This window comes from Arthrobacter senegalensis (assembly GCF_059091765.1).
In genome coordinates, this window is the sequence record NZ_JBNHGZ010000006.1 from 76,664 (window position 1) to 102,921 (window position 26,258).

21 protein-coding genes are annotated in these 26,258 nt (G+C 67.4%); 8 read left to right on the top strand and 13 right to left on the bottom strand.

What is annotated here, in order from left to right; genetic code table 11:
• Nucleotides 1–125: 125 nt before the first annotated feature.
• Complete coding sequence (locus AC5RVG_RS16120; RefSeq protein WP_494001729.1) at nucleotides 126–701, bottom strand: helix-turn-helix domain-containing protein; 576 nt, start codon at nucleotides 699–701, stop codon at nucleotides 126–128.
• Nucleotides 702–942: 241 nt separating this feature from the next.
• Between AC5RVG_RS16120 and AC5RVG_RS16125 the strand changes: the two genes are divergently transcribed.
• The 3 genes from AC5RVG_RS16125 (at nucleotide 943) to AC5RVG_RS16135 (ending at nucleotide 5,153) form a co-directional block, all read left to right on the top strand.
• Nucleotides 943–2,412 carry a sodium:solute symporter family protein gene (locus tag AC5RVG_RS16125; protein WP_494001882.1) on the top strand — a complete coding sequence of 490 codons (1,470 nt, stop codon included), beginning with the start codon at nucleotides 943–945 and terminating at the stop codon, nucleotides 2,410–2,412.
• A 417-nt stretch (nucleotides 2,413–2,829) separates the two neighbouring features.
• Entirely contained in the window at nucleotides 2,830–3,933 is a 1,104-nt protein-coding gene (locus tag AC5RVG_RS16130; protein ID WP_494014719.1) for a VIT1/CCC1 transporter family protein, read from the top strand.
• 128 nt (nucleotides 3,934–4,061) lie between these two features.
• Nucleotides 4,062–5,153 (top strand): matrixin family metalloprotease, encoded by a 1,092-nt coding sequence (locus AC5RVG_RS16135; protein WP_494014647.1) that lies wholly within the window; start codon nucleotides 4,062–4,064, stop codon nucleotides 5,151–5,153.
• On the opposite strand, the gene AC5RVG_RS16140 is transcribed toward AC5RVG_RS16135, so the two are convergent.
• From AC5RVG_RS16140 to glyA, 10 genes are all read right to left on the bottom strand, one after another.
• Nucleotides 5,148–6,419 (bottom strand): LOG family protein, encoded by a 1,272-nt coding sequence (locus tag AC5RVG_RS16140; RefSeq protein WP_494014648.1) that lies wholly within the window; start codon nucleotides 6,417–6,419, stop codon nucleotides 5,148–5,150. The genes AC5RVG_RS16135 and AC5RVG_RS16140 overlap by 6 nt on opposite strands.
• Nucleotides 6,420–6,467: 48 nt before the next feature.
• On the bottom strand, nucleotides 6,468–8,135 hold the full coding sequence (locus AC5RVG_RS16145; protein ID WP_494014649.1) for an MDR family MFS transporter: 1,668 nt from the start codon (nucleotides 8,133–8,135) through the stop codon (nucleotides 6,468–6,470).
• Nucleotides 8,132–8,776 carry a TetR/AcrR family transcriptional regulator gene (locus AC5RVG_RS16150; protein ID WP_494014650.1) on the bottom strand — a complete coding sequence of 215 codons (645 nt, stop codon included), beginning with the start codon at nucleotides 8,774–8,776 and terminating at the stop codon, nucleotides 8,132–8,134. Before AC5RVG_RS16150 ends, AC5RVG_RS16145 begins: the two co-directional genes overlap by 4 nt.
• A 149-nt stretch (nucleotides 8,777–8,925) precedes the next feature.
• Nucleotides 8,926–9,789: a formyltetrahydrofolate deformylase gene (gene purU / locus AC5RVG_RS16155; protein ID WP_494014651.1), complete on the bottom strand. Its 864-nt coding sequence runs from the start codon at nucleotides 9,787–9,789 to the stop codon at nucleotides 8,926–8,928.
• Nucleotides 9,790–9,886: 97 nt separating this feature from the next.
• Nucleotides 9,887–11,362 carry an L-serine ammonia-lyase gene (locus tag AC5RVG_RS16160; protein WP_494014652.1) on the bottom strand — a complete coding sequence of 492 codons (1,476 nt, stop codon included), beginning with the start codon at nucleotides 11,360–11,362 and terminating at the stop codon, nucleotides 9,887–9,889.
• 1 nt (nucleotide 11,363) lies between these two features.
• A complete protein-coding gene (locus AC5RVG_RS16165; RefSeq protein WP_494014653.1) occupies nucleotides 11,364–11,993 on the bottom strand; it encodes a sarcosine oxidase subunit gamma in 630 nt (209 codons plus the stop codon).
• Nucleotides 11,986–14,895: a sarcosine oxidase subunit alpha family protein gene (locus tag AC5RVG_RS16170; protein ID WP_494014720.1), complete on the bottom strand. Its 2,910-nt coding sequence runs from the start codon at nucleotides 14,893–14,895 to the stop codon at nucleotides 11,986–11,988. The genes AC5RVG_RS16165 and AC5RVG_RS16170 overlap by 8 nt, the downstream gene beginning before the upstream one ends.
• Before the next feature lie 14 nt (nucleotides 14,896–14,909).
• Nucleotides 14,910–15,236 carry a sarcosine oxidase subunit delta gene (locus AC5RVG_RS16175; RefSeq protein ID WP_494001737.1) on the bottom strand — a complete coding sequence of 109 codons (327 nt, stop codon included), beginning with the start codon at nucleotides 15,234–15,236 and terminating at the stop codon, nucleotides 14,910–14,912.
• 14 nt (nucleotides 15,237–15,250) lie between these two features.
• Nucleotides 15,251–16,468 (bottom strand): sarcosine oxidase subunit beta family protein, encoded by a 1,218-nt coding sequence (locus tag AC5RVG_RS16180; RefSeq protein WP_494014654.1) that lies wholly within the window; start codon nucleotides 16,466–16,468, stop codon nucleotides 15,251–15,253.
• A complete protein-coding gene (glyA, locus tag AC5RVG_RS16185) occupies nucleotides 16,468–17,763 on the bottom strand; it encodes a serine hydroxymethyltransferase (RefSeq protein ID WP_494014655.1) in 1,296 nt (431 codons plus the stop codon). The genes AC5RVG_RS16180 and glyA overlap by 1 nt, the downstream gene beginning before the upstream one ends.
• A 168-nt stretch (nucleotides 17,764–17,931) precedes the next feature.
• On the opposite strand from glyA, the gene AC5RVG_RS16190 reads away from it, so the two are divergent.
• Nucleotides 17,932–18,600 (top strand): GntR family transcriptional regulator, encoded by a 669-nt coding sequence (locus tag AC5RVG_RS16190; RefSeq protein WP_494014656.1) that lies wholly within the window; start codon nucleotides 17,932–17,934, stop codon nucleotides 18,598–18,600.
• A gap of 28 nt (nucleotides 18,601–18,628) precedes the next feature.
• Here the strand turns inward: AC5RVG_RS16190 and AC5RVG_RS16195 are convergent, their stop codons facing one another.
• Entirely contained in the window at nucleotides 18,629–20,137 is a 1,509-nt protein-coding gene (locus tag AC5RVG_RS16195) for a PucR family transcriptional regulator (RefSeq protein ID WP_494014657.1), read from the bottom strand.
• Nucleotides 20,138–20,302: 165 nt separating this feature from the next.
• On the opposite strand from AC5RVG_RS16195, the gene AC5RVG_RS16200 reads away from it, so the two are divergent.
• The 4 genes from AC5RVG_RS16200 (at nucleotide 20,303) to AC5RVG_RS16215 (ending at nucleotide 25,045) form a co-directional block, all read left to right on the top strand.
• On the top strand, nucleotides 20,303–21,907 hold the full coding sequence (locus AC5RVG_RS16200; RefSeq protein ID WP_494001742.1) for a purine-cytosine permease family protein: 1,605 nt from the start codon (nucleotides 20,303–20,305) through the stop codon (nucleotides 21,905–21,907).
• 86 nt (nucleotides 21,908–21,993) lie between these two features.
• Nucleotides 21,994–23,253: a M24 family metallopeptidase gene (locus AC5RVG_RS16205; RefSeq protein WP_494001743.1), complete on the top strand. Its 1,260-nt coding sequence runs from the start codon at nucleotides 21,994–21,996 to the stop codon at nucleotides 23,251–23,253.
• Nucleotides 23,254–23,355: 102 nt separating this feature from the next.
• A complete protein-coding gene (locus AC5RVG_RS16210) occupies nucleotides 23,356–24,180 on the top strand; it encodes a creatininase (RefSeq protein WP_494014658.1) in 825 nt (274 codons plus the stop codon).
• A gap of 55 nt (nucleotides 24,181–24,235) precedes the next feature.
• A complete protein-coding gene (locus tag AC5RVG_RS16215; RefSeq protein ID WP_494014659.1) occupies nucleotides 24,236–25,045 on the top strand; it encodes an IclR family transcriptional regulator in 810 nt (269 codons plus the stop codon).
• Between the two features lie 40 nt (nucleotides 25,046–25,085).
• Here AC5RVG_RS16215 and AC5RVG_RS16220 read toward each other — a convergent pair whose 3' ends face one another.
• Nucleotides 25,086–26,231: an aromatic ring-hydroxylating oxygenase subunit alpha gene (locus AC5RVG_RS16220; RefSeq protein ID WP_494014660.1), complete on the bottom strand. Its 1,146-nt coding sequence runs from the start codon at nucleotides 26,229–26,231 to the stop codon at nucleotides 25,086–25,088.
• Nucleotides 26,232–26,258 lie beyond the last annotated feature (27 nt).

The window sequence follows — 26,258 nt, forward strand, 5'->3', positions numbered from 1 at the left end:
CCGACGGTTGCCTCATGTGCAACATCTGTTGCCTGTGATGTTATTTGTGGTGGGGATAACAGTCAAGACCGCGGTACGTGTGGCACGGACACCGGCGCGGCGCGGGCGCTAGCGCGACACGGGCACTAGCGTGCGGCGGCCGGGACCAGCGTCCAGGTGACGATGGCCTCTTCGTCGGTCTCATTGATCCACGTGTGCGGCTCCCGCCCGGAGAAGGAGATGGTGTCACCGGCGTCGAGTTCGTAGCGCTCGGAGGTAAAGACCAGCGTGATTCTGCCGGCGATCACGTGCAGGACATCCACGTCGCAGTCCACGGAGTAGAGATCGGCCTCCCCGCGGCCCCGCGGTTCGATCACGGCACGGATGATTTGCAACCGGCGCTCGTGCCGGGCGGTCAGCAGCTCCTCCTTGATGCCTTCGCCGCCCAGATTGATCCGCGGCCCCTCCCCCGCGCGCGAGACGTGCGTTTCCGGCATCGAGAAGAGGTCACCGATGGAGATGGACAGCACCTGGCACAGGGTGACCAGCGATGCCACCGACGGCGAGGTCAGGTCACGCTCCACCCGGCTGAGGAATCCCTTGGTCAGCCCCGTCGAATCCGCCACCTGTTCGATGGTCATGCGCTGACCCTGCCGTGCGGCGCGGATCCGCGAACCTATGGCCACCGGGTCATTGCTGGGCTCGACTGGCAGTGCCTTCACTAATCATCCTTCTCGGTGCAGAGTTGACGGAGGTGGCATGCAGGGGTGGCCGAACCACCCCTGCGGAACCAGCGGCAGCGTGGCCGAGTTGACCTGTGCCGCGTGCCACATTTAGCTTAACACTCAACACTTGTTGCCCCACAGGCAATCTTCGGCATGTGTTCCGCGCTATTCTCCCCTGGAGTCTCCCTTGGACAATCAAATCGTCAACGTCGTGATCGTGGTGGCCTATCTGGCCGCCATGCTGCTCTTCGGATGGTGGGGCAAAAGCCGCACCAAGAACACCAGCGACTATCTGGTGGCCGGCCGCCGTCTCGGCCCCGTCCTCTACACCGGCACGATGGCCGCCGTCGTTCTGGGCGGAGCCTCCACCGTCGGCGGGGTGGGCCTGGGCTACAAGTGGGGCATCTCCGGGATGTGGCTGGTGGTCGCGATCGGCTCGGGCGTGCTGTTGCTGAGCCTGCTCTTCGCCCCGACCCTGCAGAAGTTGAAGATCTACACCGTGGCACAAATGCTCACGCTGCGGTACGGCGTGCATGCCACCAAGGTGTCGGGCATCGTCATGCTGGCGTACACGCTCATGCTCTGCGCCACGTCCACCGGGGCGTACGCCACCATCATGGTGGTGCTCTTCGGCTGGGAGCGCTGGCTGTCCATCGCCGTCGGGGGCGCCATTGTGCTGATTTACTCCACGGTCGGCGGCATGTGGTCCATCACGCTGGCCGACATGGCACAGTTCATCATCAAGACTGTCGGCGTCTTCCTGCTGATGCTGCCGTTCACCTGGTCGGCCGCCGGCGGCCTGGACGGCATCCGCTCGCGCGTCGATGCGGAGTTCTTCTCGCTGACCGGCATCGGCGTCCAGACCATCATCACCTACTTCGTGGTCTACACGCTGGGCCTGCTGATCGGCCAGGACATCTGGCAGCGCGTCTTCACCGCCCGCAACCCAGGGGTCGCCCGCTGGGGCGGCGCGACGGCCGGCATCTACTGCATCCTCTACGGAGCAGCCGGCGCCCTGATCGGCATGGCGGCCTCCGTGGCGCTGCCGGCCATCGAAGTCGAGGACGACGTCTACGCGGACGTGGCCATGAACCTGCTGCCCATCGGCATCGGCGGCATTGTGCTGGCCGCGGCCGTGGCCGCGATGATGTCGACGGCGTCCGGCTGCCTGATTGCCGCGGCGACGGTGGCCCGCGCCGACGTGGTGCCGTTCGTGGCCTCCTGGTTCGGCAAGCACGTCCATTACGACCACGAGAACACCGAACACGATGTGGCCGGCAACCGGTGGTGGGTCTTCGGCCTGGGTGCTGTCTCCATCCTGCTGGCCATCGTGGTGCAGGACGTGGTCGCCGCGCTGACCATTGCGTACGACATCCTGGTGGGCGGCCTACTGGTCGCGATCCTGGGCGGCCTGGTCTGGAAGCGCGGCACCGGCCTGGGCGCCGCGTGGTCCATGGCGGCCGGCACCATCGTCACGCTGACCACCATGATCGTGCTGGAGATTAACGCCGAGGAACAATATGCCGGCGTTTACGCCAACGAGCCGATCTACTACGGCCTGATCGCCTCCGCGCTGGTCTACGTGGGAGTGTCGCTGCTCACGAAGCCCACCGATGCCGCCGTGCGCCAGGCGTGGGACCGCCGGGTGGCGGGGCAGGCAACGGAGGAAGTCCCGGTCGAGGGCCCCGACGAGGTCGCCACGCGCTGACGCGGTGCGCTGCCACCTACGTCTGCTGGCGTGGGCTCTGCCCCGAACGGCAGCTGAGGCTGGCGCCTTGCCCGAACGGCTGCTGACGCTGGTGCCTGGGTCCGGCTAGGAGACGGTGACGGCGGGGCGGTCCTCAAGGGACCGCCCCGACCGGCTACAATGGAGGTTGCGAAGGGGAGTAGCTCCACCGCCGCGCGGTTAACGCGCACTGGGCGTGGAGGCCTGTCGACACACTGGCCAGCGTTAGCGGCCCGGCAGTCCACCTGAGCGCAGGGCAGGTACCGCCTGTTCCGCTGCGCCCGGGCGAGCGAGACCTTCGGTCAGTTGATGGTTAACTGACCGGAGATCATCGAACCGTCTCCGGTCCGACTCAGGAGCAGCGTGACAACGAGCCCCGATCCAGCCGGCCCCGACCCTATGGACGCCCACACCGACGGCAAGGCATCGCCGACGAAATCCGACATCCGGCTGTGGCGCCGCTATCTCGCCGACGAACGCGCCGAAGCCGCCATCTACCGCGATCTGGCAAGGCGCCGCGAGGGCGAGGAACGCGAGATCCTGCTGGCCCTGGCCGACGCCGAGGGCCGGCACGAAAAACACTGGCGCGATCTGCTGGGCAAGCACGCCGGACAAAGGCTGCGGCCCTCGTTGCGCCGGACGGTGCTGCGGTTCCTGGCCCGCAGCTTCGGCTCGGTGTTCGTGCTGGCCCTGGCGCAACGGGCCGAGAGCCGCTCCCCCTACGGCAGTGAGCCTGCGGCGACCGAGGCCATGGCCGCCGATGAACTGATTCACGAAGAGGTCATCCGCGGCCTGGCCACCCGCGGCCGAGCCCGGCTCTCCGGCAACTTCCGTGCGGCGGTCTTCGGCGCGAACGACGGACTGGTCTCGAACCTTGCCCTGATCATGGGCATCGGTGCCACCGGGGTCTCCAGTGGATTCATCCTGTTCAGCGGCTTCGCCGGCCTCCTCGCCGGCGCACTGTCCATGGGCGCCGGTGAGTACGTGTCCGTGCGCTCCCAGCGCGAGTTGCTCTCCGCCACCCGCCCCACCCAGATCACCCTGCAGGCAGCGCCGGACCTGGACCTGAACGCGAATGAACTCGTGCTCGTGTACCGTGCGCGGGGCATGACCCAAGAAGCAGCCGAACACCGTGCCGCCGAACGGATGGGCTACCTGGACTGCGACTGCGATCCGAGCCTCTCCCTGCAGCCGCCGGAAACGTACATTAACGATTATCAGGAGATCGGCACCGGCTGGAATGCCGCCCTGTCCAGTTTCCTGTTCTTCTCGAGCGGGGCGCTGATTCCGATCCTGCCCTACATCTTCGGCATGCAGGGTACCGCGGCCGTGGTAGTCGCGCTCGTGCTGGTCGGCGTGGCACTGCTTGTCACCGGCGGAATCGTGGGGCTGCTGTCCGGGGCCTCGCCGCTCAAGCGGGCCCTGCGGCAGCTGGCGATCGGCTTCGGTGCGGCGCTGGCCACCTACCTGCTGGGTTCCTTGTTCGGCACCACAGCGCTCTGACCCCGCCGGCCGCCCGTCCTGTTCACCCGCGGGCCACCGGACAGACCCCTACCGTTTGTCTCACGGCTTGGTTACCCTGAGGCAAGCGGGGCAACGATGCACCGCCGTCCGCCATGCCGAGGGGGACCATGAATTGGCCGCCGACCGAGGGCCCGGGCCATGCGCCGGGCGGGGCCCGGCCTGTGCCGGAAGCCGGGACGGGGCAGGACCCCCAGCGGGTCGCCACCGACGCCGCCGAGCCCCGGAAGCCGCAGCCCGACCAGGGGCAGGTCTGGATCAACCCGACAGCGCGGCCGGCGCGCGCTCCCGTGCAGATGCCCACACTGACACGGGTCCCGCAGGCCCCGGCCGCCCGGAGGGAACCGGACCACCGGGGCCCGTCACCGTTCGGCAAATTCATCCTGCTGGCCGCCGCTGCGTCACTGGCGGCGTGGGCCTTCATCTGGATGGCCCAACCGGGGCCAGCCCCGGCTGTGCAATCCGGCGGGGCCGCCGCCCTGAATGGGGTACCGTTCGATGCCGGCTCCACTGTCAAGGGTCCGGGCCATGGCGGCTTTCCGCCGTCGGGAGTCGACGCCGCGGACGAACCGCTGGGAGTGCCCGCACCCCTCAATGAGGAGAGCAGTTCCTACCGATTCCTGCCCTCGCCGTCCAAGCAGGACTACCTCGCCTACGACCCGTGCCGCCCGATCCGGTATGTGGTCCGCACTGCCGACTCCCCCGCGGGCAACATCGAGCTGGTCCATGAGGCGGTGGACCACGTCTCGGAGGCCACCGGCCTGCAGTTCATTTACGAAGGAACCACGACCGAACGGCCCGCCGAGCGGCGCCGGTCCTACCAGCCAGAACGCTACGGCGAGCGCTGGGCGCCGGTGCTGATCGCTTGGTCGGACCCGGAGCAGAGCCCCTCCCTGGCCGGTCCGACCATCGGCTTGGGCGGCAGCGGCTGGGCATCGCGGGGCGGGGTTTCCGCTTACGTATCGGGTCAGATCGAACTGGACACCCCGCAGTTCCGCCAGCTGCTGGGTGCCCCCGATGGCAAAGGCGCCGCCCGGGCGATCATCATGCACGAGCTGGGTCACCTGATCGGCCTGGACCACGTTGAGGATCCCAGCCAGCTGATGTACGCGCAGGCCTCGCACGACATCCTCACCTTTACCGACGGCGACCTCACCGGCCTGGCGTTGCTGGGCCAGGGCGAGTGCGTGCCCGAGCTATAGAACCTCGAGGGCCTGTTCCACGGTGTCCACGAGGTGCACGGAGCCTTCCATGGACCGCCCGCGCGCCAGCGCCTGCAGCAACGGCCAGGCCGGCATTTCCTCGGTCCAGTACGTGCGCCCGACCAGCACCATCGGCGAGAGCGCTTCCGGGGTGGCGTAGTAGTTTTCGCAGGCGTCCTGGAAAATTTCCTGCACCGTGCCGCCGGCGCCGGGCAGGAACACGATTCCGCCGTCGCAGCGCTGCAGCAGCACGGCCTCGCGCAGGGCGTTGCCGAAGTACTTGGCGATGTGGGTGGCAAATAGGTTCGGCGGCTCGTGCCCGTAGTGCCAGGTGGGGATGCCCAGATTCGCGACGCCGGGTCCGGCTTCGGCGAGCACGTCGGCCGCCGCGCGGGCCCAGTCGGTGACGGACGGCCGGAAGCCGGGGACCCCGGCCAGCCGGTCCAGCGCGTCGGCAAACTCGTCGTCGCCGGACGCGGAGAGTCGCGCGCCCAGGTTGGCGGCCTCCATCGCGCCCGGGCCGCCGCCGGTCGCCACGGCATACCCCTCCCTGGCGAGCAGCCTGCCCAGCCGGGCGGCGCCGTCGTAAAGGGTGCTGCCCCGCTCGGCAGCGTGCCCGCCCATCACCCCCACCATCCTCCGGCCGGCGAACACGGTGGAGAACAGCGCCTCCATGGCGTCGCCGATGGCATGGTCGTGCAGGCTTGCCGCGAGGGTGGAGTCCAGGTCATGGCGGGTGGCGGACCGCGACGACCAGGCGTAGACCTGCGCGTCCAGCGTCCCTTCGTAGGGTCCGGTGTCCAGCCCGCTGTAGAGCTCGGCGGCGGTGTAAACCTGGCCGCGGTACGGGTCGAACGGGACGCCGGGCAGCGTGGGGAAGATCAGCGCGCCGTTGCGGTGCAGCCAGTCCTCCGTGGCGGCCTCGAACGTGCACCCAAGGAACACCGAGCCGGCCGGGTCCATGCTGAGCAGGGCCTCCGTGCGGCCGCTGAGATCCACCGATTGGAAGTGCCAGCCGTTCATCGACGGCGGCCCGCCGTCCGTCGCCGACCGCCGCTCGGGCCGCGGCCGGCGGTCTGGCCTCAGGCCGTCCGGTCCCCCGCCTGGCTGTGGTTCGCCGGAAGGCCTCGCATGGCTGGCGGGCCGGCGTCCGCCGTCGCCCGCTGCCCCGGCTCGAGGAGCCTGGGCGACGAGCCGGTCGAAGTGCTCGAGCGACTCAATCTCGACGACGCGCGGTTCCTTGTGCAGTGCCGCTGACGCTCCCATGCAGCCAGCATAACCGTCGACTCGAAGCTGCCCGCGGCGGTCGCGGCGCTACCTGTTGCTGGCTTCGGTTTGGCGCAGGTCCGTGTGCGCCGGCGGGTTGCCCTCGGTCGCGGAGGTGATCGCGAGATTCCCCTCCGAGGCCGCCTCGGCCAGGACGTCCGGCTCCAGCGAGGTGGCCAACGGCTTTTCCACCACGAACATGCACAACACGGTGGCGGCAATGGCCATCGGCACCATGAACAGGAACAGCGGCATCAGGGCTTCGTTGTAGGACTCGACAATAACGTCGTGTACCGGTGCGGGCAGGCCGGCGACCATGTCCGGCGTCAGCGAGTTCCCGCCTCCGGTGGCCGCGACGGCGGCTGCCGGCAGGCGGTCATTGAGGAGGTCGACCAGGCGGTGGGCGAACAGGCTTCCCACGACGGCCGAGCCGAGCGTGGCGCCGATCTGGCGGAAGAAGTTGTTGGCCGCCGTCGCCGTGCCCACCTGCCGCAGCGGGAAGGAGTTCTGCACGATCAGCACCAGGATCTGCATGTTCAGGCCCAGGCCAAGGCCCAGCAGGCCCAGATAAACGCAGAGCACCCAGACGGGCGTGTCCGCGCGCACGAAGTACATCAGCAGCAGGGCCACGGCCATCACCGCCGAACCGGCCACCGGCATCCACTTGTAACGGCCGGTCCTTGAGACCAGGATTCCGGAGATCATGGACGACGCGAGCAGCGCGGCCATCATGGGAATCATCAGCATCCCGGCCGCCGTCGCCGACACGCCGGCAGCCATCTGGAAGTAGGTGGGCATGTAGCCGAGGGCCCCGAACATGGCCACGGAGATCAGCAGGCCCGCGATGGTGGTCATGATGAAGTTGCGGTCACGGAACATGGACATGGGAATGATGGGTTCGGCGGTCTTGCGCTCCACCAGCACGAACCCGACGGCGGCCAGCACGGTGCCTGCAATGAGGGCGATGAGCACCGGGTCGGACCAGGCGAAGGTGCTGCCGCCCCAGCTGCTCACCAGGACCAGGCCGGTGGTCGCGGCCGCCATCAGCAGCATGCCCCAGAGGTCGAGCTTCGGCCGCACCTTGACGGGACGGGACTTCAGGAAGAACAGCGCGCCAATCAAGGCCAAGACGCCCACGGGAAGGTTGAACCAGAAGGCCCAGCGCCAGCCCGGTCCCTCGGTGAACCAGCCGCCCAGCAGCGGTCCGACCACGGAGGAGAACGCAAAGACTCCGCCCATGGCGCCCATGTACTTGCCGCGTTCGCGGGCGGGAACCACATCGGCAATGATGGCCTGCGACAGGATCATCAGTCCGCCGCCGCCCAGCCCCTGCACCACACGGGAAGCAATGAGCCAGCCCATGTCCGGCGCCAGGGCGCCGATGACCGAGCCGATCAGGAACATAATGATCGCCGCGACCAGCAGGTATTTGCGGCCGATCTGATCGCCCAGCTTGCCGTAGATGGGCATCATGACCGTGGCGGCCAGGATGTAGGCGGTGATCACCCAGAGCATCAGGTTGGCGCCGTTGAGCTCGCCCACGATGGTGGGCAGTGCGGTGGCCAGGATGGTCTGGTTCAGGGCGGCCAGCAACATGGCCATCATCAGCGCAACGAATACCAGCAGCAGGTTGCCATGGCTGTGGCCATGGTGCTCCGGCCGGGACGTCGCGGATGCCGGTGGGCGCTGTAGCGCCTGTCGGCTTTCGTTGTTCATTCGGATTCCTTCAGAACTGCGCGCAGCAAGGCCAGGCTGTGTTCCAGGGCCTCGGTCTGCGATTCCAGGGTGGGTTGGGACATGGTTTTTTGCATGGCAAAGCGGATTGCTGCGCCTGCCGTCATGACCAGCATGCGGGCGGCGTCTTCGGCGGTGTACTGCCCGCCGACGGGATGGGCGGCCAGGATTCGTTCAGCGTCCGCGAGCCGGTCGGAGCCGGCGAGCAGTTCGGTGACTGCGGTGGTGACCAATTGCTCCACCTTGACGATGTACTGGACGCGGCGGTGCAGCAGGTGCGGGTGCTTGCGCAGGATCAGGTGGCGGGTGGCATCGTCTCCGCCGTGGATGGAGCGGGTGACCGCCAGCATCAACTTGCCGACTTCGTCCAGCAGATTGGCGTGGACGTCGAATTCGGCCAGCATGGCATCGTCAAGCACCGGCTCGCGGAGGCCCAGCACCGCGTCTTCTTTGCACGTGAAGTAGTTGAAGAAGGTGCGCGGGGAAACTCCGGCGGAGACCGCCACCGCATCCACGGTGACGGCCTCGATTCCGTCTTCCAGAGCCGCTTCCGCCGCGGCGTCGTGCAGGGCGGCCCAGCACTCGGCCCGCTTGCGCTCACGCAGGGAAATTAGTTGACTCACCGAACCAGTGTGCCAGCGCTCCCGCTCTTTGCACAAGTGCAAACATTCATTCCTGCAAGAAGTTGAGCAACGTCACACCGGCAAACGAAGGAGAGGATCGGTGGCATCCGTGGCAGCTCAGCGGTAAGAAACCAACCAACCGCGCGCTCCTACCGCAGCACCACGGTGCGGTTGCCGTGCAGGATGACCCGGCCCTCGCAGTGCCACTTGACCGCGTTGGTCAGGGCCTTGCACTCGGTGTCGCGGCCGGCGGCGACCAGGTCCTCCGGCCCGAAGGTGTGGTCGACTTCCACCGTCTGCTGGGCGATGATCGGGCCTTCGTCGAGTTCGGCGTTGACGTAGTGCGCGGTGGCCCCCACGGTTTTCACTCCTTTTTCGTAGGCCTGGTGATAGGGCTTGGCCCCCTTGAAGCTGGGCAGGAAGGAGTGATGGATGTTGATGGTGCGCCCGGTCAGCTCGCGGCTCAGGTGGTCGCTGAGGACCTGCATGTAGCGGGCCAGCACTACCAGCTCCACGTTGTGGGCATCGATCAGTTGCAGCAGCTCGGCCTCGGCGGCCGGTTTCGTGTCCGGCGTGACCGGCACGTGGTAATACGGGACCTCATGCCATTCCACCAGCCCCTTGTGGTCCAGATGGTTGGACACGACGGCGACAATCTCCACCGGCAGCTCCCCCATCCGGGAGCGGAAGAGCAGGTCGTTCAGGCAGTGCCCGAACTTCGACACCATCACCAGCACCCGCCGCCTGCGGCCCTTGGGTTCCAGCTGCCACGCCATGCCGTACTGCTCGGCCAACGGGGCAAACGCCTCGCGCAGCCGCTCCGTGGAGTTGGTTCCGCCGTTCTCCCCGGCGAAGTCGGTGCGCATGAAGAAATGCCCGGCCCCCCGGTCGTCGAACTGCTTGAGCTCCTGGATGCTCTGGCGGTGCTCGACCAGGAAACCGGAGACCGCGTGGACGATCCCCAACCGCTCCGGGCAGTCGAGGGTCAGGATGTGCTCGTGGTGGATCGGCATGGTTGCTACCCCGTTTCGGTCTGGCTTTTCGTGCGGCGGTCTCGTCGGGACTGCCGTGCGCCTGGCGGTTCAGCGCTGGCTGTTCAGCGCTGGCTGTTCAGCATTCGACGACGTTGACGGCCAGGCCGCCGCGCGACGTCTCCTTGTACTTGGACATCATGTCCGCCCCGGTCTCCCGCATGGTCTTGATGGCCATGTCCAGGGACACGCGGTGGTCGCCGTCGCCGGCCAGTGCCAGCCGGGCGGCGTTGATCGCCTTGACGCTGGCGATGGCGTTGCGTTCGATGCAGGGAATCTGCACCAGGCCGCCCACCGGATCACAGGTCAGGCCCAAATTGTGCTCGATTCCGACCTCGGCGGCGTTTTCCACCTGCTCCGGTGTCCCGCCGAGCACCGCGCACAGTGCACCGGCCGCCATCGAGCAGGCTGACCCGACTTCGCCCTGGCAGCCGACCTCGGCCCCGGAAATCGAGGCGTTGGTCTTGAACAGGATGCCGATGGCTGCCGCGGTGAGCAGAAAATCCACCACTGCGTCGTCGTCCGCGCCGGGCACGAACCTCGTGTAGTAGTGCAGCACGGCGGGCAGGATCCCGGCCGCCCCGTTGGTGGGCGCCGTGACGATCCGCCCGCCGGAGGCGTTTTCCTCGTTGACCGCCAGCGCGTACAGGTTGACCCATTCCATCGCCCAGAGCGGGTCGGCGTTGGGCGTGCCGTCCGCCGCCCGTGCCTCCTCGGCGGCACGCAACCTTCGCCGCAGCCCCGGGGCGCGACGGCGGACCAGCAGCGACCCGGGCAGGGTCTCCTCGGTGCGGGTGCAGCCGTTTTCCACACACTCCTGCATCACTGCCCAGATCCGCAGGAGGTCTGCCCGCAGTTCGGCTTCGCTGCGCCAAGTGAGCTCGTTGGCCAGCATCACGCCGGCTATCGACGTTCCGGCCTCGCGGCAACGGGCGAGCAGTTCCGCGGCACTGGAGAACGGGTACGGGAGCCGTTCCCCCTCCCCGGCAGAGCTCGCCGCACCGGCGTCGCGCGCGGTGGAGCCGTCGTCGCGCTCCCCTGCGCCGGCGGCTCGCGCAGTCTCTTCCGCCGCACGTTCAGCCTCCTCGGCCGTCACCACGAACCCGCCGCCCACCGAGTAATAGGAGGATGCGCGCAGCGGTGAGCCGCCGGCGTCGTACGCGGTGAAGGTCATCCCGTTGGGATGCGCCGGCAGCGAGCGGCGGCGGTGCAGCACCACGTCCGACGCCAGGTCGAACTCCACCGGGTGCGTGCCGGCGAGGCTCAGCTTCCGCGCGGCCGCCGCCTCCTGCACCTGCGCGTCCGCGGCATCCGGATCAACGGTTTCCGGGTCCTCGCCCTGCAGGCCCAGGATCACGGCCTTGTCCGACCCGTGGCCGGCCCCGGTGGCACCGAGCGAGCCGAACAGCTCCGACTTCACCCGGGCCACCGACTCCAGCAGCCCGTCGCCGGCCAGCGACGCGGCAAACTGCCGGGCGGCCCGCATGGGGCCCACCGTGTGAGACGACGACGGCCCGATGCCGATCGAAAACAGGTCCAGCGCGCTCAGTGCCATCTCAGTCCACCTCGGGCGCGGCGAACTCCGTCATGGCGTCCAGCAGCCAGCGGGCGGTGTAGTCCGCGAACGAGGCCCGCGGCATGATCCGGTAGACCTGGCCGCCGTCGTGGTCCGCGGTCTGCCACAGCAGCACCGGCACCGGGCCCAGCTGGGTGGTGATCGCCGTGCCCGGACCGAACGCCCGCGGGTGCAGGTCCGCGTGGCAGCCCTTCTCCAGCACCAGCCGGGCCGAGGGTCCGGCAAGTTCCAGCGTGGTGCGGTTCGCGGACAGGTCGACGACGGCGCCCGGCTCACCGCCGAGCGCGGCGGTCAGGTCCGCCGTGGCGTCCGTGCCTTCGGGCCCGACCAGCAGGAACTCGTCCGGCCCCAGCCACAGGATGGCGGTCGAGTCCGCGCTACCGGAAACCTGGCCGTGGCCGGCCGGCAACGGCAGCCCGGCGGCGGCCTCCAGCGCCTTGGCGCCGGCCGATCCGGGCTCCGCCCGCAGGGCGACCATGTTCAGGAACGGGATTTCACGCAGGCTGACGCCGCGTTCGCCGGCCACGGCGCCCTGGCTGATTGCCTCGGTCAGGTGCGCCAGCGGGCTGCGGCGCAGTGCTTCGATGTTGGTCAAGACCTGTTCAGCCATCACGACGGCTCCCTTCGGGGTCGTAGAGTACGGGTTCTGCGATGACGACGTCCACCAGCTGCCCGTTGAGGGGTGCCTGCAGCGTCTCGCCGATGCGGTTGCGGCCGTTTTTGATCAGGGCCAGGCCGAAACTGCGGCCCAGCGCGGCGCTGTGGTAACTGGAGGTCACGTGCCCCTCCATCGGCACCGGCGCCTCGGCCGGCGCGATCCGCGTGCCTTGGTTGACCAGCTGTGCGCCCTCCGGCAGGCGGAACGACTTGTCCACCGGCAGGACCCCGACCAGCTGCTTGCGGTCCTCGCGCAGGTTGTCGGCGCGGGTGTAGGAGCGCTTGCCCACGAAGTCCTTGGCCTTGGAGACCACCCAGTCCATCCCGGCGTCCTGCGGGGTGACCGTGCCGTCCGTGTCCTGGCCGACGATGATGAAGCCCTTCTCGGCGCGCAGCACGTGCATGGTCTCGGTGCCGTACGGGGTGATGTTGAACTCCGCGCCGGCCTCGGCCACGTCTTCCCAGACCTTCAGGCCGTACCAGGAGGACACGTTGATCTCGAACGCCAGCTCGCCGGAGAACGAGATCCGGCAGATGCGGGCCGGGATGCCGGAGGCCAGCGTGGTCTCCCGGAACGCCATGAAGGGGAAGGCGTCGTTGTCCAGGTCCAGCTCGGGCGCCAGCTTGGCGATGACCGCGCGGGACTTCGGGCCCACGACGGCGACGGTGGTGTACTGCTCGGTGACCGAGTTGCACACGACGTCCAGTTCCGGCCATTCGGTCTGCAGCCACTCCTCCAGCCAGTCCAGCACCTTGGCGGCGCCGCCGGTGGTGGTCGTCATGAAGTAGCGGTCCTCGTCCAGGCGCAGCGTCACGCCGTCGTCGAAGATCATGCCGTCCGGGGTGCACATCAGCCCGTAGCGGCCCAGGCCGGGCTTCAGTTTCTTGAACGCGTTGGTGTACATCCGGTTCAGGAATTCGCCGGCGTCCTTGCCGCGGATCTCGATCTTGCCCAGGGTGGTCGCGTCCATGAAGCCGACGGATTCGCGGACGGCGGCGCATTCGCGCAGGACCGCGGCGTCCATGTCCTCGCCCGGCTGCGGGAAGTACCAGGGCCGCTTCCACTGCCCGACGTCCTCGAACAGCGCGCCGTGGGCGACGTGCCAGGGGTGGATCGAGGTTAGCCGCGCCGGGTCGAAGAGCTCCCCGCGCTGCCGGCCCGCCAGTGCGGCGAATGCCACCGGCGTGTAGGGGGCGCGGTAGGCGGTGGTGCCGATGCTGCCGACGTCCGGGTTGTTCAGCGCCGCGGCGATGACGCCGATGGCGTTGACGCCGGAGGTCTTGCCCTGGTCGTTGGCGGTGCTGATCGAGGTGTACCGCTTCACATGCTCCACGCTGCGCATCCCGGCCCCGGTCGAACGCAGCACGTCGGCGACCGTCTGGTCGCGTTGGAAGTCCACGAAGTGGTTCTTCCAGCCGGCGGCCTCGCCGTCGAGTGCGGGAACCAGCCACAGCGGCCGGATCGGGGAGACGGTTTCGGCGGCGGCCGCGGGGACCTGCGGGTCCACGCCGAAGCCGGCGCGGGTGGCCGCTTCAGCGCCGGCGGCGGCGCCTTCGCGCAGGCTGCCGGCCAGATCCAGGGTTCCGTTGCAGGCGCCGGCGGTCTGCTGGTCCTTGACCGCGTGGCCGGGCACGAAGGCCGCCAGGTCGTCGTTCCAGGACAGGCGGCGTTCGCGTTGGCTGTGCAGGTGCACCACCGGGCTCCAGCCGCCGGAGACGGCCAGCAGGTCCGTCTCGATGGTTTCCGGTTCCCCGGTCAGCTGCCCCTCGGCATCCAAACCGCTGACGACGACGGCGCTGATCCGTCCGCCGTCGTTCCGGCCTTCGGTGTCCACCACGGCACTACCCGTGATCAGGCGGGTGCCGGCCGCGCGGACCGTCTCGGCCGCGGCGCCGCCGATAGCGGGACGTGCGTCCACCACGGCGGCGACGGTGATGCCGGCCGCGGTCAGGTCGGCGACCAGTTGGTACGCCGAGTCGTTGTTGGTGGCGACGACCACTTGGTTGCCGGCGGCCACCGCGTATCGGTTGAGGTAGCTGCGGACGGCGGAGGCCAGCATGATGCCGGGGCGGTCGTTGTTCGCGAAGACGATGGGACGTTCGTGCGCACCGGTGGCGAGCACCACCTGCTTGGCGCGGACGTGCCAGATGCGCTCGCGGGAGACGCCGGCTCCCAGCTCGCCGGCCAAATGGTCGGTGCGGCGCTGGACGGCGACGATGAAGTTGCTGTCGTAGCTGCCGAATGCCGTGGTGCGGGCCAGGTAGGTGAGCTCTTCGGCGGCGGACAACTCCGCGGCGGTCCGCTCCACCCACTCCTGCGCGGGCAGGCCGTCGATGGTCTCGCCGCGGCCCGACAGCAGGGAGCCGCCGGCCTCCAGCTGCTCGTCCATCAGGATCACGCGCGCACCGCTCCTGGCTGCCTCGCGTGCCGCGGCCAGGCCGGCCGGGCCGGCACCGACCACCAGCACGTCGGTATGCACGTACTTGCGGTCGTAGACGGCCTCGTCGGTGCGGGGGTCCAGCTGGCCCAGGCCGCTCAGCAGCCTGGCGTCCATGCCGTCCGTCAGCTCCAGGGCCGTCGCCGGCAGCATGGACTCGTCAACGTGCCCGGCGTAGCGGGCACTGACCTTGACCAGTGCGTTGGGCTCTTCCACGCCGGCCGACATGATGCCGCGCGGGCGGCCGAGATAGAGCGAGTCGCCCACCGTGACCTTCCCGGCCGCGAGCAGCGCGGAGGCCAGCGTGTCCCCGGCGTAGCCGGTGTAGGTGTCGCCGTCGAGCGTGAAGTTCAGCGGCTTGTTTCGGTCGATCCGGGCAGCGGCGGGGGCGGCAAGCCGCTGGGACTGGTTGGCGATGTTGCCGGTGGCGGTCATTTCGCTCCTCCTTCGGCCGGCTGGGCCTTGGCACCCGCGAGGCTGCCGAGTTCGATCGGTGGTTTCTCGCCGGGCTTGTACACGGCTTTGAATTCGTAGCTGACGGTATCGCGCACCGCGTTGAACCAGCGCCTGCAGCCGGTGCTGTGCACCCAGCGTTCGGCGAAGAGGCCCTTGGGGTTGGCGCGGTAGAAGAGGAACTTCGCCCATTCCGCGTCGCTCAGCTGGTTCGGGTCCGCCGGGTAGGCGACGTGGGCCTGACCGCCGTAGTGGTATTCGGTCTCGTCGCGCGGCCCGCACCAGGGGCATTCGATCAGAAGCATCTCGGTCTTCCTTCCTAGTGGGCCACGGCGGCGGCGCCGTGTTCGTCGATGAGGTGTCCGGTCTCGAACCGGTCCAGGGCAAACGGGGCGTTCAGCGGGTGCGGTTCGTCCGTGGCGATGGTGTGGGCGAAGGTGTAGCCGGCGCCCGGCGTTCCCTTGAAGCCGCCGGTTCCCCAGCCGCAGTTCACGTAGAGCTGGTCAATCGGCGTCTTGGACACGATCGGCGAGGCGTCCATCGTGGTGTCGACGATGCCGCCCCAGGTCCGCAGCACGTGGGCGCGGGCGAAGATCGGGAAGAGCTCGACGGCGGCCGCCATCTGTTCCTCGATGACGTGGAAGGCGCCGCGCTGGCCGTAGCCGTTGTAGGTGTCGATGCCCGCGCCCATGACCAGTTCGCCCTTGTGTGCCTGGGAGACGTAGACGTGGACGTGGTTGGACATGACCACCGTGGGGTGGACCGGCTCGTGCAGCTCGGAGACCAGCGCCTGCAGCGGGTGCGACTGGATGGGCAGCTCGAAGCCGGCCAGTTCGGCGAGCACCGAGCTGTGTCCCGCGCCGGCCAGGCCGACCTTGCCGGCGTTGATCCGGCCGCGGCTGGTGTCGACGCCGACCACACGGTCGCCGTCCTTGATAAATCCGGTGACCTCGCAGTTTTGGATGATGTCCACGCCCATCTCGTCGCACTTGCGGGCGAAGGCCCAGGCCACGTGGTCGTGCTTGGCGATGCCGGCGCGGGGCTGATAGGTCGCCCCCATCACCGGGTAGCGAATGTCGTCCCCGGTGTTGATGATGGGGCACAGTTCCTTGATCTGGTCCGGGGTGATCCACTCGGCGTCCACGCCGTTGAGCTGGTTGGCGTTCACCCGGCGGATGCTCTCGCGCACGTCCTGCAGGGTGTGGGCAAGGTTCATCACGCCGCGCTGGGAGAAGAGGAAATCGTATTCGAGTTCCTCCGGCAGCTGCTCCCAGAGTTTGAGCGAGTGCTCGTAGATTCCCGCGCTCTCGTCCCAGAGGTAGTTGGAGCGGATGATCGTGGTGTTGCGGGCCATGTTGCCGCCGGCCAGCCAGCCGCGCTCCAGCACCGCGATGTTGGTCATGCCGTGGTTTTTGGCCAGGTAGTAGGCGGTGGCCAGGCCGTGGCCGCCGCCGCCGACGATCACGGCGTCGTACGAGGATTTCGGCTCCGGATTCCGCCAGAGGAAGTCCGGGTGCTCGGGCAGCAGATCGGCCATTATTCGGCTCCGTTCGGCTCGGCGTTCAGGTTGGGGTACAGCGGGAACTTCTCCGCCAGCAGGGCCACGCGGCCGCGGAGCTCGGTGAGCAGCTCCTCGTCCGGTGCACGGGTCAGCGCGGCGGCAATGATGTCTGCCACCTCGGCGAATTCGGCGGCGCCAAAGCCGCGGGTGGCCAAGGCAGGGGTGCCGATCCGCAGGCCGGAGGAAACCATCGGCGGGCGCGGATCGAACGGCACGGCGTTGCGGTTGACCGTGATGCCGATGGAGTGCAGCCGGTCCTCGGCCTGCTGGCCGTCCAGTTCCGAGTTGCGCAGGTCCACCAGGACCAGGTGCACGTCGGTGCCGCCGCTGACCAGGCTGATGCCGGCGGCCGCCACGTCGTCGGCCAGCAGCCGCTGGGCCAACAGCCGCGAGCCCTCGAGGGTCCGCTGCTGGCGGTCCGCGAACTCGTCGGAGGCGGCAAACTTGAAGGCCACCGCCTTGGCTGCCACCACGTGTTCCAGCGGGCCGCCCTGCTGGCCGGGGAACACCGCGGAGTTGATCTTCTTGGCAAGCTCCTGCCTGGACAGGATCACGCCACCGCGCGGGCCGCCGAGCGTCTTGTGCGTGGTGGTCGTGACGACGTCGGCGTACGGCACCGGGTTCGGGTGCAGTCCGGCGGCCACCAGGCCGGCGAAGTGCGCCATGTCCACCATCAGGTAGGCGCCGACCTTGTCGGCGATGCGGCGGAACTCCGCGAAGTCCAGCTGGCGGGTGTAGGCGGACCAGCCGGCCACGATCAGCTTGGGCTTGTGCTCGACGGCGAGGCGCTCCACCTCTGCCATGTCGATCCGGTGGTCGGACTCCGAGACCCCGTAGGGCACGACGTTGTAGAGCTTGCCGGAGAAGTTGATCTTCATGCCGTGGGTCAGGTGCCCGCCGTGTGCCAGGTTCAGGCCCAGGATGGTGTCACCCGGGGACAGCAGCGCGAACATGGCCGCGGCGTTGGCCTGGGCACCCGAGTGGGGCTGGACGTTGGCGGCTTCCGCGCCGAACAGTGCCTTGACCCGGTCGATGGCCAGCTGCTCGATCACGTCCACGTGCTCGCAGCCGCCGTAGTAGCGCCGGCCCGGGTAGCCCTCGGCGTACTTGTTGGTCAGCACCGACCCCTGGGCCTCCATCACCGCGGTGGGGGCGAAGTTTTCCGACGCGATCATCTCCAGCGTGGACTGCTGGCGTTCCAGCTCCCGCGCAATGGCACCGGCCACCTCGGGATCGGCCGCAGCCAATCCGGTTGTCAGCGTGTTCACCATCCGACTTCTCCTTCGAAGAACGTGATCAATCACAACTAATGTGTGACTGATATATCAGAACTGATTGCAATAGTATGGGGGAGATCACACCCCGTCAAGAGGTTCCTTCCGGCATCCAGTTTTCGGCCGGCAGGACCCCGACCAGGTCAGCGGACCATTAGGAGCATCATGAGCATCACCGCGGAAACCGATGCCGGGACCGAGCACCTGTCGCTGGCCGAGCAGGCCTACCGGGCGCTGCGGGACAAGCTGATCATGTTGGATATCCGCCCCGGCGCGCCCATCAATGACGGGCAACTGGCGGCGGAACTCGGCTTCGGCCGCACCCCGGTGCGCGAGGCCCTGAAGAAACTGGAGATCGACCACCTGGTCGTCTCCTATCCGCGCCGCGGGACCTTCGCGACCATCGTGGACATCACCGAGCTGGCCGCCGTGTCGGAACTGCGCCGCGTGCTGGAACCCCTGGCGGCCCGCAAGGCAGCGGAGTCGGCCGGGGAGGCCATGCGCGCAGAACTGTCGCAGCTGGCGCGGGACATCGGGAAGCTCAACGACGCCCGGCCCGCCAAACACGACCTGATGCGTTACGACCTCAGCGTGCACCGCGCCATCTATCGCGCCGCGGGCAATCCCTACCTCGAGGACACCCTGATCAGGCTGGACAACCTGGCCACCCGCATCTGGTGCCTCGTGCTGGATAAGGTGCCGTCCGTCGCCGGCCACATCACCGAGCACGTGGAACTGCTGGACTCAATTGTCGACGGCGACGCGGACCACGCTGCCGGCCTGGCCCTCGAGCACATCACCGGCTTCGAAAAGGCCATCCGCGCGGTGTTGTAGCGCGGGGAAGGTGTCTTTGGCGGAACGTTCAGCCGCCGATTTCGGCGGGCGAGGGGTTCTTGGCCAGGCGGACCGCCAGGTTGAGCCCGGACATCTTGGGCGTGCCCCGGGGGTCTTCGCCGATGAGATCGAAAATCTTGCGCAGCCGCTTATGCAGCGTTTGGCGTTCCACGAACAGGATCCGCGCAGTCTCTGCGGAATTGCAGCCGCTCATGAGCCAGGCGTCGAGGGTGTCCAGCAGCCGCGTCCCCCGCTTCCGGTCGTAGTCCAACAGCTCGCCGAGCAGTTCCTGGGTGATTCGTCCGGCGACCGGTCCGGAGAGCTCGCGGGCCGCCAGCCGCTCCAGGACAAAGTCCTCGCAGTCGCGGATGTTGCTTTCCAGGTCGTCCGGGGGCCCCACCGCTTGGGTCAGCCTGGCCTCGACCAGGGACGAGTGGGCGTGCAACGGCGTGGCAACCGTCGGCCCGATCGCACCCGCCACCGCCAGGCCGCGGAAGTCCTCACGCAATCCGGCCAGGATTTCCCGCCGCTCCTGGCGCGTGCCGCTGATGCTGAGCTGGACCAGGGCGCACAGGCTCTCGCCGTCCAGATAGGTCCGGGCGTCGGGACACCGGTTTTTGAGGATCCTTTCGGCCACTCCGCGTACGCTGGTCAGCCCAATCCGGCGAAACACCATGACGAAGGCCGGTTGCACTGTCGAGAGGCCCGCGGCGGTGCACAACTCGTGGATGTGGGAGGCGCCGGCGCCGCTGATGACGGCCCGCATCAGGGCGGTGTGGGCAATCTGCTGCGCCGTCGGCCTGTGCTGCTGCGACACGGCGAGCGCCAGAATGCCGCCGATCCGCTCCCCCACCGTCCTCAGCAGCTCCGGGGCAACATCCCGGCGGCTTTGCAGCCGCAGGCGCGCCGACACCAGGCTGCCAACGAAAATGTCCGATTCCACATTCACGGAGGTGGGGTCGGGCGGGAAGCCGCCGGCGAACTCCAAGACGGTCCCGCTGGGGTCCAGCAGCGCCGCCTCGATCCGCAGCGACTGCGAGACAATCTCGATCAGGGGGCTCAGTGCCGGACCGGAAGAAGCCAGGTGTTCCGCCAAGCGCTGCGAGATGGAATCGGCGGTTTGCAGGGCCGTGACATGTTCAGACACGACTTTCCGATTGACTTCTTCCGCAATCTCCACGAACGGGACCACGCGCCGCAGCTCGATCAGCGGCAGCCCCACCTCTTCGGCTGCCTCCACAAGCTCGGCCGAGAGGGAGCGGCCGGAGCCTGCGGTCTGGATCGCCAAGGCCGTCACGTGCCGGGCCGCCAGGCTGCGGATGTACTCGTGTTGTGCGGCGGGCCGGAGGTTCAACAAGGCGTCCCCGCCGCTCAGCAGCAGCTCCTGGCCGCGCAGCAGCGGCGCTATTTCCAAAACTTCGCTCGAATGCACCCATCTGACCTTGCCGCCGGGAATCTGGCTTTTGCCGGCCCGGACCAACGGACTGGCGCGCTGCATCAGTTCAAGCCCAAGCACATCCGACAACATCACGACCATGGATAATCCCGCCTCTGAGCAGCCCGACCGGTGTAGGGGGGACAGTCCGTCACCCTCCGTGCACCTAAGTGGTTACGGTCCGACTATACGCTGTGAGCTGCATCACCTCCTAGTCTGGGTGAAGTCCTGCTCCGCCTCGCGTTGCAAATCATCAGGAGACCCGCCATGAGCCAGAGATCCGCCACGAAATCCGAACAGGCCACCCAACACGTAGAAGACATCCTGCAGCCGGTTCCCGAATCGGCCCGTACCACAAAGCTGTCCGGCCAGTTCTGGATCTGGGCAGGCGCCAACGTCGCCCCGATCAACTGGATCCTGGGTGCCCTGGGCATCCACCTCGGATTGAGCCTTGCCGATACCCTCACCGTGCTCATTGCCGGCAACGTCATCGGCATGCTTGGCTTCGGCTTCTTCGTAATCCTCGGGCAGCGCACCGGAGCTACCGGCATGTTGCTGGCCCGCGGAGCGTTCGGCCGCAGGGGCGCCTACCTACCCGCAGCCATCCAGGCCGTGATCGCCATCGGATGGTCCGCCGTCAACACGTGGGTCATCCTGGACCTGATCATGGCGCTGTTCGGAATGATCGGCTGGGTTGATCCTGCGGCCACCAACTTGGGGTGGCGCATCGGCACGGCTGCCGTCATCATGTCGATCCAGGTGGCCATTTGCTACCGCGGCTACCGCGCCATTTCCCGCTTCGAGCGGATCACCATGCCGCCCACCGTCCTGGTCCTCATTGCCATGTCAATCGTGGCCTGGACGCAGCTGGACATCGACTGGAGCTACCAGGGACCCGTGGGCGAGGTTCTCACCGGCATGCCGAGGATCGCTGCCATGTCCTCGATCATGACCGCCATCGGCATCGGCTGGGGCATCGGCTGGTTTACCTACGCTCCCGATTACTCCCGCTTCGTGAGCAAGAAGATCCGGCCCGCAAAGCTTTATGTCGTCAGCGTCCTCGGGCAGTTCCTCCCGGTGGTCTGGCTCGGCGTCCTGGGCGCCAGCCTGGCGACAAAGAACGGCACGGCCGATCCCGGCCAGCTGATCGTGGAAAGCTACGGAGCGTTCGCCATTCCGGTGATCCTGCTGGTCATCCACGGACCCATCGCAACCAACATCATCAACATGTACACGTTCGGCGTCGCCACACAGGCCCTGGACATCCAGATCTCCCGCAAGAAGCTGTCCATCGTCGTCGGCGGCCTGGCAATGGCGGCGGTCATCGGTTTCATGTTCGCGACTGACTTTGCCCACATGCTGCACAACTGGATCATCGCGATTGCAGCGTGGGTCGCGACCTGGGGCGGGATCATGGCCGTTCATTACTTCGTCTTTGAGCGCCACCATAAGAACTTCAGCTACCTCTTCCGCTCGCCGTCCGACACCCAGCTCAAGGCCTTCAACCCGGCGGCTTTCATCGCCTTCTTCGCCGGCATTTTCATGACCTGGATGTGCATGTACGGCTCGGTTCCGGTCCTCCAGGGACCCATCGCGACCGCGGTCGGAGGCATCGATTTCTCGTGGCTGGGCGGGACCATCACCTCGGCCACGGTGTACTTCCTGCTCGGATACTCCCGGTTCCGTTCTCGGATTGCCGCCGGCATTCCGCTCGGCCTCAAGCAGGACAGCTCCGACGAGGAATTCCTGAAGGACCACGGCGACTGCGAAACAGCGTTGGTCGAGGCCGACCATCCCGCAGGCTCCGTTGCCGCGCTGGCACCGGAGGCCCCGGATGCCCCGGAGGACCGCACCCCCGCACCCACGGCCTAGCCGGCGGACCGACGCATCAACATGCGTGGCCGCACCAACCTCAAAGCCACCTTTCCCGCACACAGAAACACCACGAAGGAGATCCAATGACCATCGCCCCCGCCTCCCCCTCCGCCAACAGCGTGTCCGAGCTCGAGCGTCTGAAGGTTCTGCACAACGGTGAGAAGCAGCAGCTGACCTTCTCCGACGCGGAATTCGAACGCCGCCTGGCCGGGCTGCGGCAGATTATGGCCGCCAAGGAGCTCGACGCGGTCATCCTGACCAGCTACCACGGCATCAAGTACTACTCGGACTTCCTGTACACGACGTTTGGCCGCAACTACGCCCTGGTCGTCACCGCAGACGACTCGGTCACGGTCACCGCCAACATCGACGCCGGCATGCCGTGGCGCACCAGCTACGGCGAGAACATCGTCTATACGGACTGGAAGCGCGACAACTTCTACTTCGGACTCCAGGAAGCCCTGCGCCAGCGCGGCGTCAGCGCACGCCGCCTCGGTGTCGAAGACGATGCCCTGCCGCTGATGACCCGCCAGCGTATCCAGGCCGCCTTCGACGGCGCCGAACTGCTCGACGTCTCGCAGGACGCGATGCGCCAGCGGATGATTAAGTCGGCCGAGGAAATCGAGGTCATCAAGCACGGTGCACGGATCGGCGACCTGGGCGGCGAGGCCATCAAGGCGGCCATCCGGGAAGGCATCAGCGAGTACGAAGTGGCACTGATCGGCACCGAGGCCATGGTCCACGAGATCGCCCGCACCTTCCCGCACCGCGAAGTCCGTGACACCTGGGTCTGGTTCCAGTCCGGCATCAACACCGACGGTGCGCACAACTGGGCCACCACCCGCAAGCTGCAGCGCGGGGACATCCTGTCCCTGAACTGCTTCCCGATGACCTCCGGTTACTACACCGCGCTGGAACGGACCCTGTTCCTGGGCGAGCCGGACGAACGCTCGCTCGAGCTGTGGAACATCAACGTAGAGGTGCACCGCCGCGGGCTGGAACTGATCAAGCCCGGCGCCGTCTGCAAGGACATCGCCGCCGAGCTGAACGAGATCTACATCGGCCACGGGCTGCTGGCGAACCGCACGTTCGGGTACGGCCACTCGTTCGGCGTCCTCTCGCATTACTACGGACGCGAGGCAGGCCTGGAACTGCGCGAGGACATCGACACCGTCCTGGAACCGGGCATGGTCGTTTCCATGGAGCCGATGATCACCGTCGCCGACGGCGAACCCGGTGCCGGCGGCTACCGCGAACACGACATCCTCGTCATCGGCGAAGACAGCGTGGAAAACATCACTAAGTTCGGTTTCGGCCCCGAGAACAACATCATCCAGGCCTGACCCGACCTGCCGGGGCGGGGCCGTTTGGTCCCGCCCCGGCAGCGCCACCTGCAATCCACCGCCCATCGCGAATGAGCCGCACAACGATCGTTTGGAGCAAGCATGCCTGCCAGCGTGTACATGGAAGAACTCGACGCCTTTACCTATCGGGAACGCATCGCCGACGACAACGCCGTCGTGCTGATCCCGGTCGGCTCCATTGAGCAGCACGGGCCGCATATGCCGCTCAACGTGGATGTTCTCCTGTCTACGGCGTTGGCCGGTGCGACGGCGTCATCCATCGGCGGTGTTGTCGCCGCTCCCGTCGTCTACGGGTACAAGTCCCAGCAACGCTCCGGGGGCGGCAACCACCTCCCCGGCACCACCAGCCTCGACGCCGCGACGGTCATTTCCATCGCCAAGACGCTCACCCTGGAATTTGCCCGGCACGGTGCCCGGAACATTGCCTTCATCAACGGCCATTTCGAGAACTACCAGTTCCTGTACGAAGGCGTCGACCTGGCGCTCCGCGAACTGCACCAAAGCGGCGTCCAGGACGTCAAGGTAGTGCTGCTCTCCTACTGGGACTTCGTTGACGAGCGGACCATCACCGAGCTGTACCCGGATGGCTTCACCGGCTGGGACCTGGAGCACGGCGGCGTGCTGGAAACCTCGCTCATGCTGCACCTCTACCCGGAGCGCGTCCGCATGGACAAGGTCGTCGACGCTCCCCCCGCCGTCCTGCCGAACTACGATGTCCTGCCCGTCAACCCCGAACTGACACCGGCCTCCGGCTGCCTTTCCTCCGCGGCCGAGGCGACCGCCGGCAAGGGCAAAATCCTCCTCGAGCGGGCATCGGCCGGCATGGCTGCCGCCCTGTCCCGCGAATTCTCCCCTACCGTGGCGCAGGCACGCGCCGCCGACCCTGAATCCGTCGCGGCACTGTAGGACCAGCTTCGCCGTGCGGGCCCACCGCGCCCTGCCGCAATGAGATTATGGTCCTATGGCCGATCCTGAAGAGTTCGACGACGAGGCGTCGCCTGAGAACCTGAACCGCGGTGTGCAGTCTGTGGACCGCGCCATCACCGTGCTCGAGATCCTGGCGCGCCGTGGCGCCGCCGGCGTCAGCGACATCGCCGAGGAAATGGGCGTGCACAAGTCCACCGCGTCGCGGCTGCTGGCGTCCTTGGACCAGCGCGGCATGGTGCAGCAGAACAGCGAGCGCGGCAAATACCAGCTCGGCTTTAGCATCCTGCGGCTCGCGAACTCGATCCCGGGGAACCTGAGCCTGGTGCGCGAGGCACGGCCCGTGCTGGAACGACTGGCGGAACAGTACAAGGAGACCGTGAACCTGGCAGTCCTGCGTTCCAACTATGCCGTCAACGTGGACCAGGCGCGGGGCACCTCCACTCTGGCGATGTCCGACTGGATCGGCAGTCTGACGCCCCTCCACGCCACGTCCAGCGGTAAGGTCCTGCTGGCGGGGCTCACCTCCGAAGACCGGCTCAAGATCGTGAAGCAAACCCGGTTGCCGGCGCAGACCGCGAACACGATCACCTCCCGGCAGAAACTGGAAAAGGAGCTGCTCCAGGTCTCCGCCCAGGGCTACGCCGTCGTCAAGGAAGAATTCGAGATCGGCCTGAATTCCATTGCTGTTCCGGTATGGGACCACCTGGGAACCGTTATCGGATCCGTCAGCATTTCGGGCCCGGCCTTCCGGTTCAAGCCCGAGCAGATTGACGGGCTGGTCGAGGACATCAAGCAGGCCGGGCAGGACATCAGCGCCCGGATGGGCTACTCCCGGGACAGCTGACCGCCGCCGGCTACCCAATGACGACGCCGGCGCCCGGCTGTCATTTGACGACGGCGGCGGCGGGCTCTCCGGCCAGTCGGGCCGTGACCCACTCGTGGAACGCGCTGATGTGGTGTTCGCTGGGAACCAGCACGCCGCCGTTGGCGTAGATCTTGGAGCCCATCGCCGGCTGGCAGCGTTCGCACGCGTCGAAGTCCTGCTGGTTCACCCGGTGAAAGAGCTCGACGGAGGCCGTGAGGTCCTTTCCGGCTTCCACCACGCCGGGCATGTACAGCCAGTCGCACTCCACCACTGTCCGGTCCGCGGCCAACGGAAACATCCGGTGGATGATCACGTGGTCCGGCACCAGGTTCAGGAAGACCGTGGGTCTGATGGTCACCGCGTAATAGCGCCGGTCCTGGTCGTCGGCGATGCCCGGAATCCGTTCCAGGCCTTCCGACCCGTCCACCGTGAAGCCCTTAACGTCCTCGCCGAATTCGGCGCCGTGGCCCACAAAATACTGCGCGGCCAGTCCATCGGCGAACTCCGGCAGCACTTCCGTCAGCTCCGGATGGATGGTCGCGCAGTGATAGCACTCCATGAAGTTCTCGATAATCAGCTTCCAGTTGGCCTTCACGTCGTACCTGATCCGCCGGCCCAGGCTGAGGTTGGCGATGTCGTAGCCGTCGATCGCGCCGGCGTCGCCCAGGCGCTCTTCGATCGCCCCCACCACGTCGTCGTCGAACGACGGCGGTTCCTCCGCGAGGCACAACCACACGTAACCCAGGTATTCGCGCACCGGAACATCCACCAACCCGTACTTTTGCCGGTCGATATCGGGCATCTTGGTGAGATTGGGCGCCGCGATGAGCTTGCCATCGAAGTCGTATGTCCAGGCGTGGTAGGGACATTGGAACGAACGTCCCGCCTCACCGCTCTCTTCCATGCAAAGTTTGACGCCGCGGTGCCGGCAGATGTTGTAGTACGCACGGACGGTGCCTTTGCGGTTGCGGGTCACGATGACCGATTCGCGGCCAACCTGCACCGTCCGATAGGCGCCGGCTTTGTCAAGGTCGGCGGACCTGACCGCACAGAACCACATCTGCTCGAAGATGCGTTCCTGCTCGGCCCGAAAGACGTCATCGTCAACATAGGTATGGCCGGGCAGGGTGGCGATCAGGCTATCCGAAACCATTTCGGCGGTCATGCGAACTCCTTTGAACAGAACTGGCAG

Coding starts and splice junctions, on each gene's coding strand:
- AC5RVG_RS16125 (WP_494001882.1), top strand. CDS start 943: ATGCTGCTCTTCGGATGGTGGGGCAAAAGCCGCACCAAGAACACCAGC.
- AC5RVG_RS16130 (WP_494014719.1), top strand. CDS start 2,830: ATGGACGCCCACACCGACGGCAAGGCATCGCCGACGAAATCCGACATC.
- AC5RVG_RS16135 (WP_494014647.1), top strand. CDS start 4,062: ATGAATTGGCCGCCGACCGAGGGCCCGGGCCATGCGCCGGGCGGGGCC.
- AC5RVG_RS16140 (WP_494014648.1), bottom strand. CDS start 6,419: ATGGGAGCGTCAGCGGCACTGCACAAGGAACCGCGCGTCGTCGAGATT.
- AC5RVG_RS16145 (WP_494014649.1), bottom strand. CDS start 8,135: ATGAACAACGAAAGCCGACAGGCGCTACAGCGCCCACCGGCATCCGCG.
- purU (WP_494014651.1), bottom strand. CDS start 9,789: ATGCCGATCCACCACGAGCACATCCTGACCCTCGACTGCCCGGAGCGG.
- AC5RVG_RS16160 (WP_494014652.1), bottom strand. CDS start 11,362: ATGGCACTGAGCGCGCTGGACCTGTTTTCGATCGGCATCGGGCCGTCG.
- AC5RVG_RS16165 (WP_494014653.1), bottom strand. CDS start 11,993: ATGGCTGAACAGGTCTTGACCAACATCGAAGCACTGCGCCGCAGCCCG.
- AC5RVG_RS16175 (WP_494001737.1), bottom strand. CDS start 15,236: ATGCTTCTGATCGAATGCCCCTGGTGCGGGCCGCGCGACGAGACCGAA.
- AC5RVG_RS16180 (WP_494014654.1), bottom strand. CDS start 16,468: ATGGCCGATCTGCTGCCCGAGCACCCGGACTTCCTCTGGCGGAATCCG.
- glyA (WP_494014655.1), bottom strand. CDS start 17,763: ATGGTGAACACGCTGACAACCGGATTGGCTGCGGCCGATCCCGAGGTG.
- AC5RVG_RS16190 (WP_494014656.1), top strand. CDS start 17,932: ATGAGCATCACCGCGGAAACCGATGCCGGGACCGAGCACCTGTCGCTG.
- AC5RVG_RS16195 (WP_494014657.1), bottom strand. CDS start 20,137: ATGGTCGTGATGTTGTCGGATGTGCTTGGGCTTGAACTGATGCAGCGC.
- AC5RVG_RS16200 (WP_494001742.1), top strand. CDS start 20,303: ATGAGCCAGAGATCCGCCACGAAATCCGAACAGGCCACCCAACACGTA.
- AC5RVG_RS16205 (WP_494001743.1), top strand. CDS start 21,994: ATGACCATCGCCCCCGCCTCCCCCTCCGCCAACAGCGTGTCCGAGCTC.
- AC5RVG_RS16210 (WP_494014658.1), top strand. CDS start 23,356: ATGCCTGCCAGCGTGTACATGGAAGAACTCGACGCCTTTACCTATCGG.
- AC5RVG_RS16215 (WP_494014659.1), top strand. CDS start 24,236: ATGGCCGATCCTGAAGAGTTCGACGACGAGGCGTCGCCTGAGAACCTG.
- AC5RVG_RS16220 (WP_494014660.1), bottom strand. CDS start 26,231: ATGACCGCCGAAATGGTTTCGGATAGCCTGATCGCCACCCTGCCCGGC.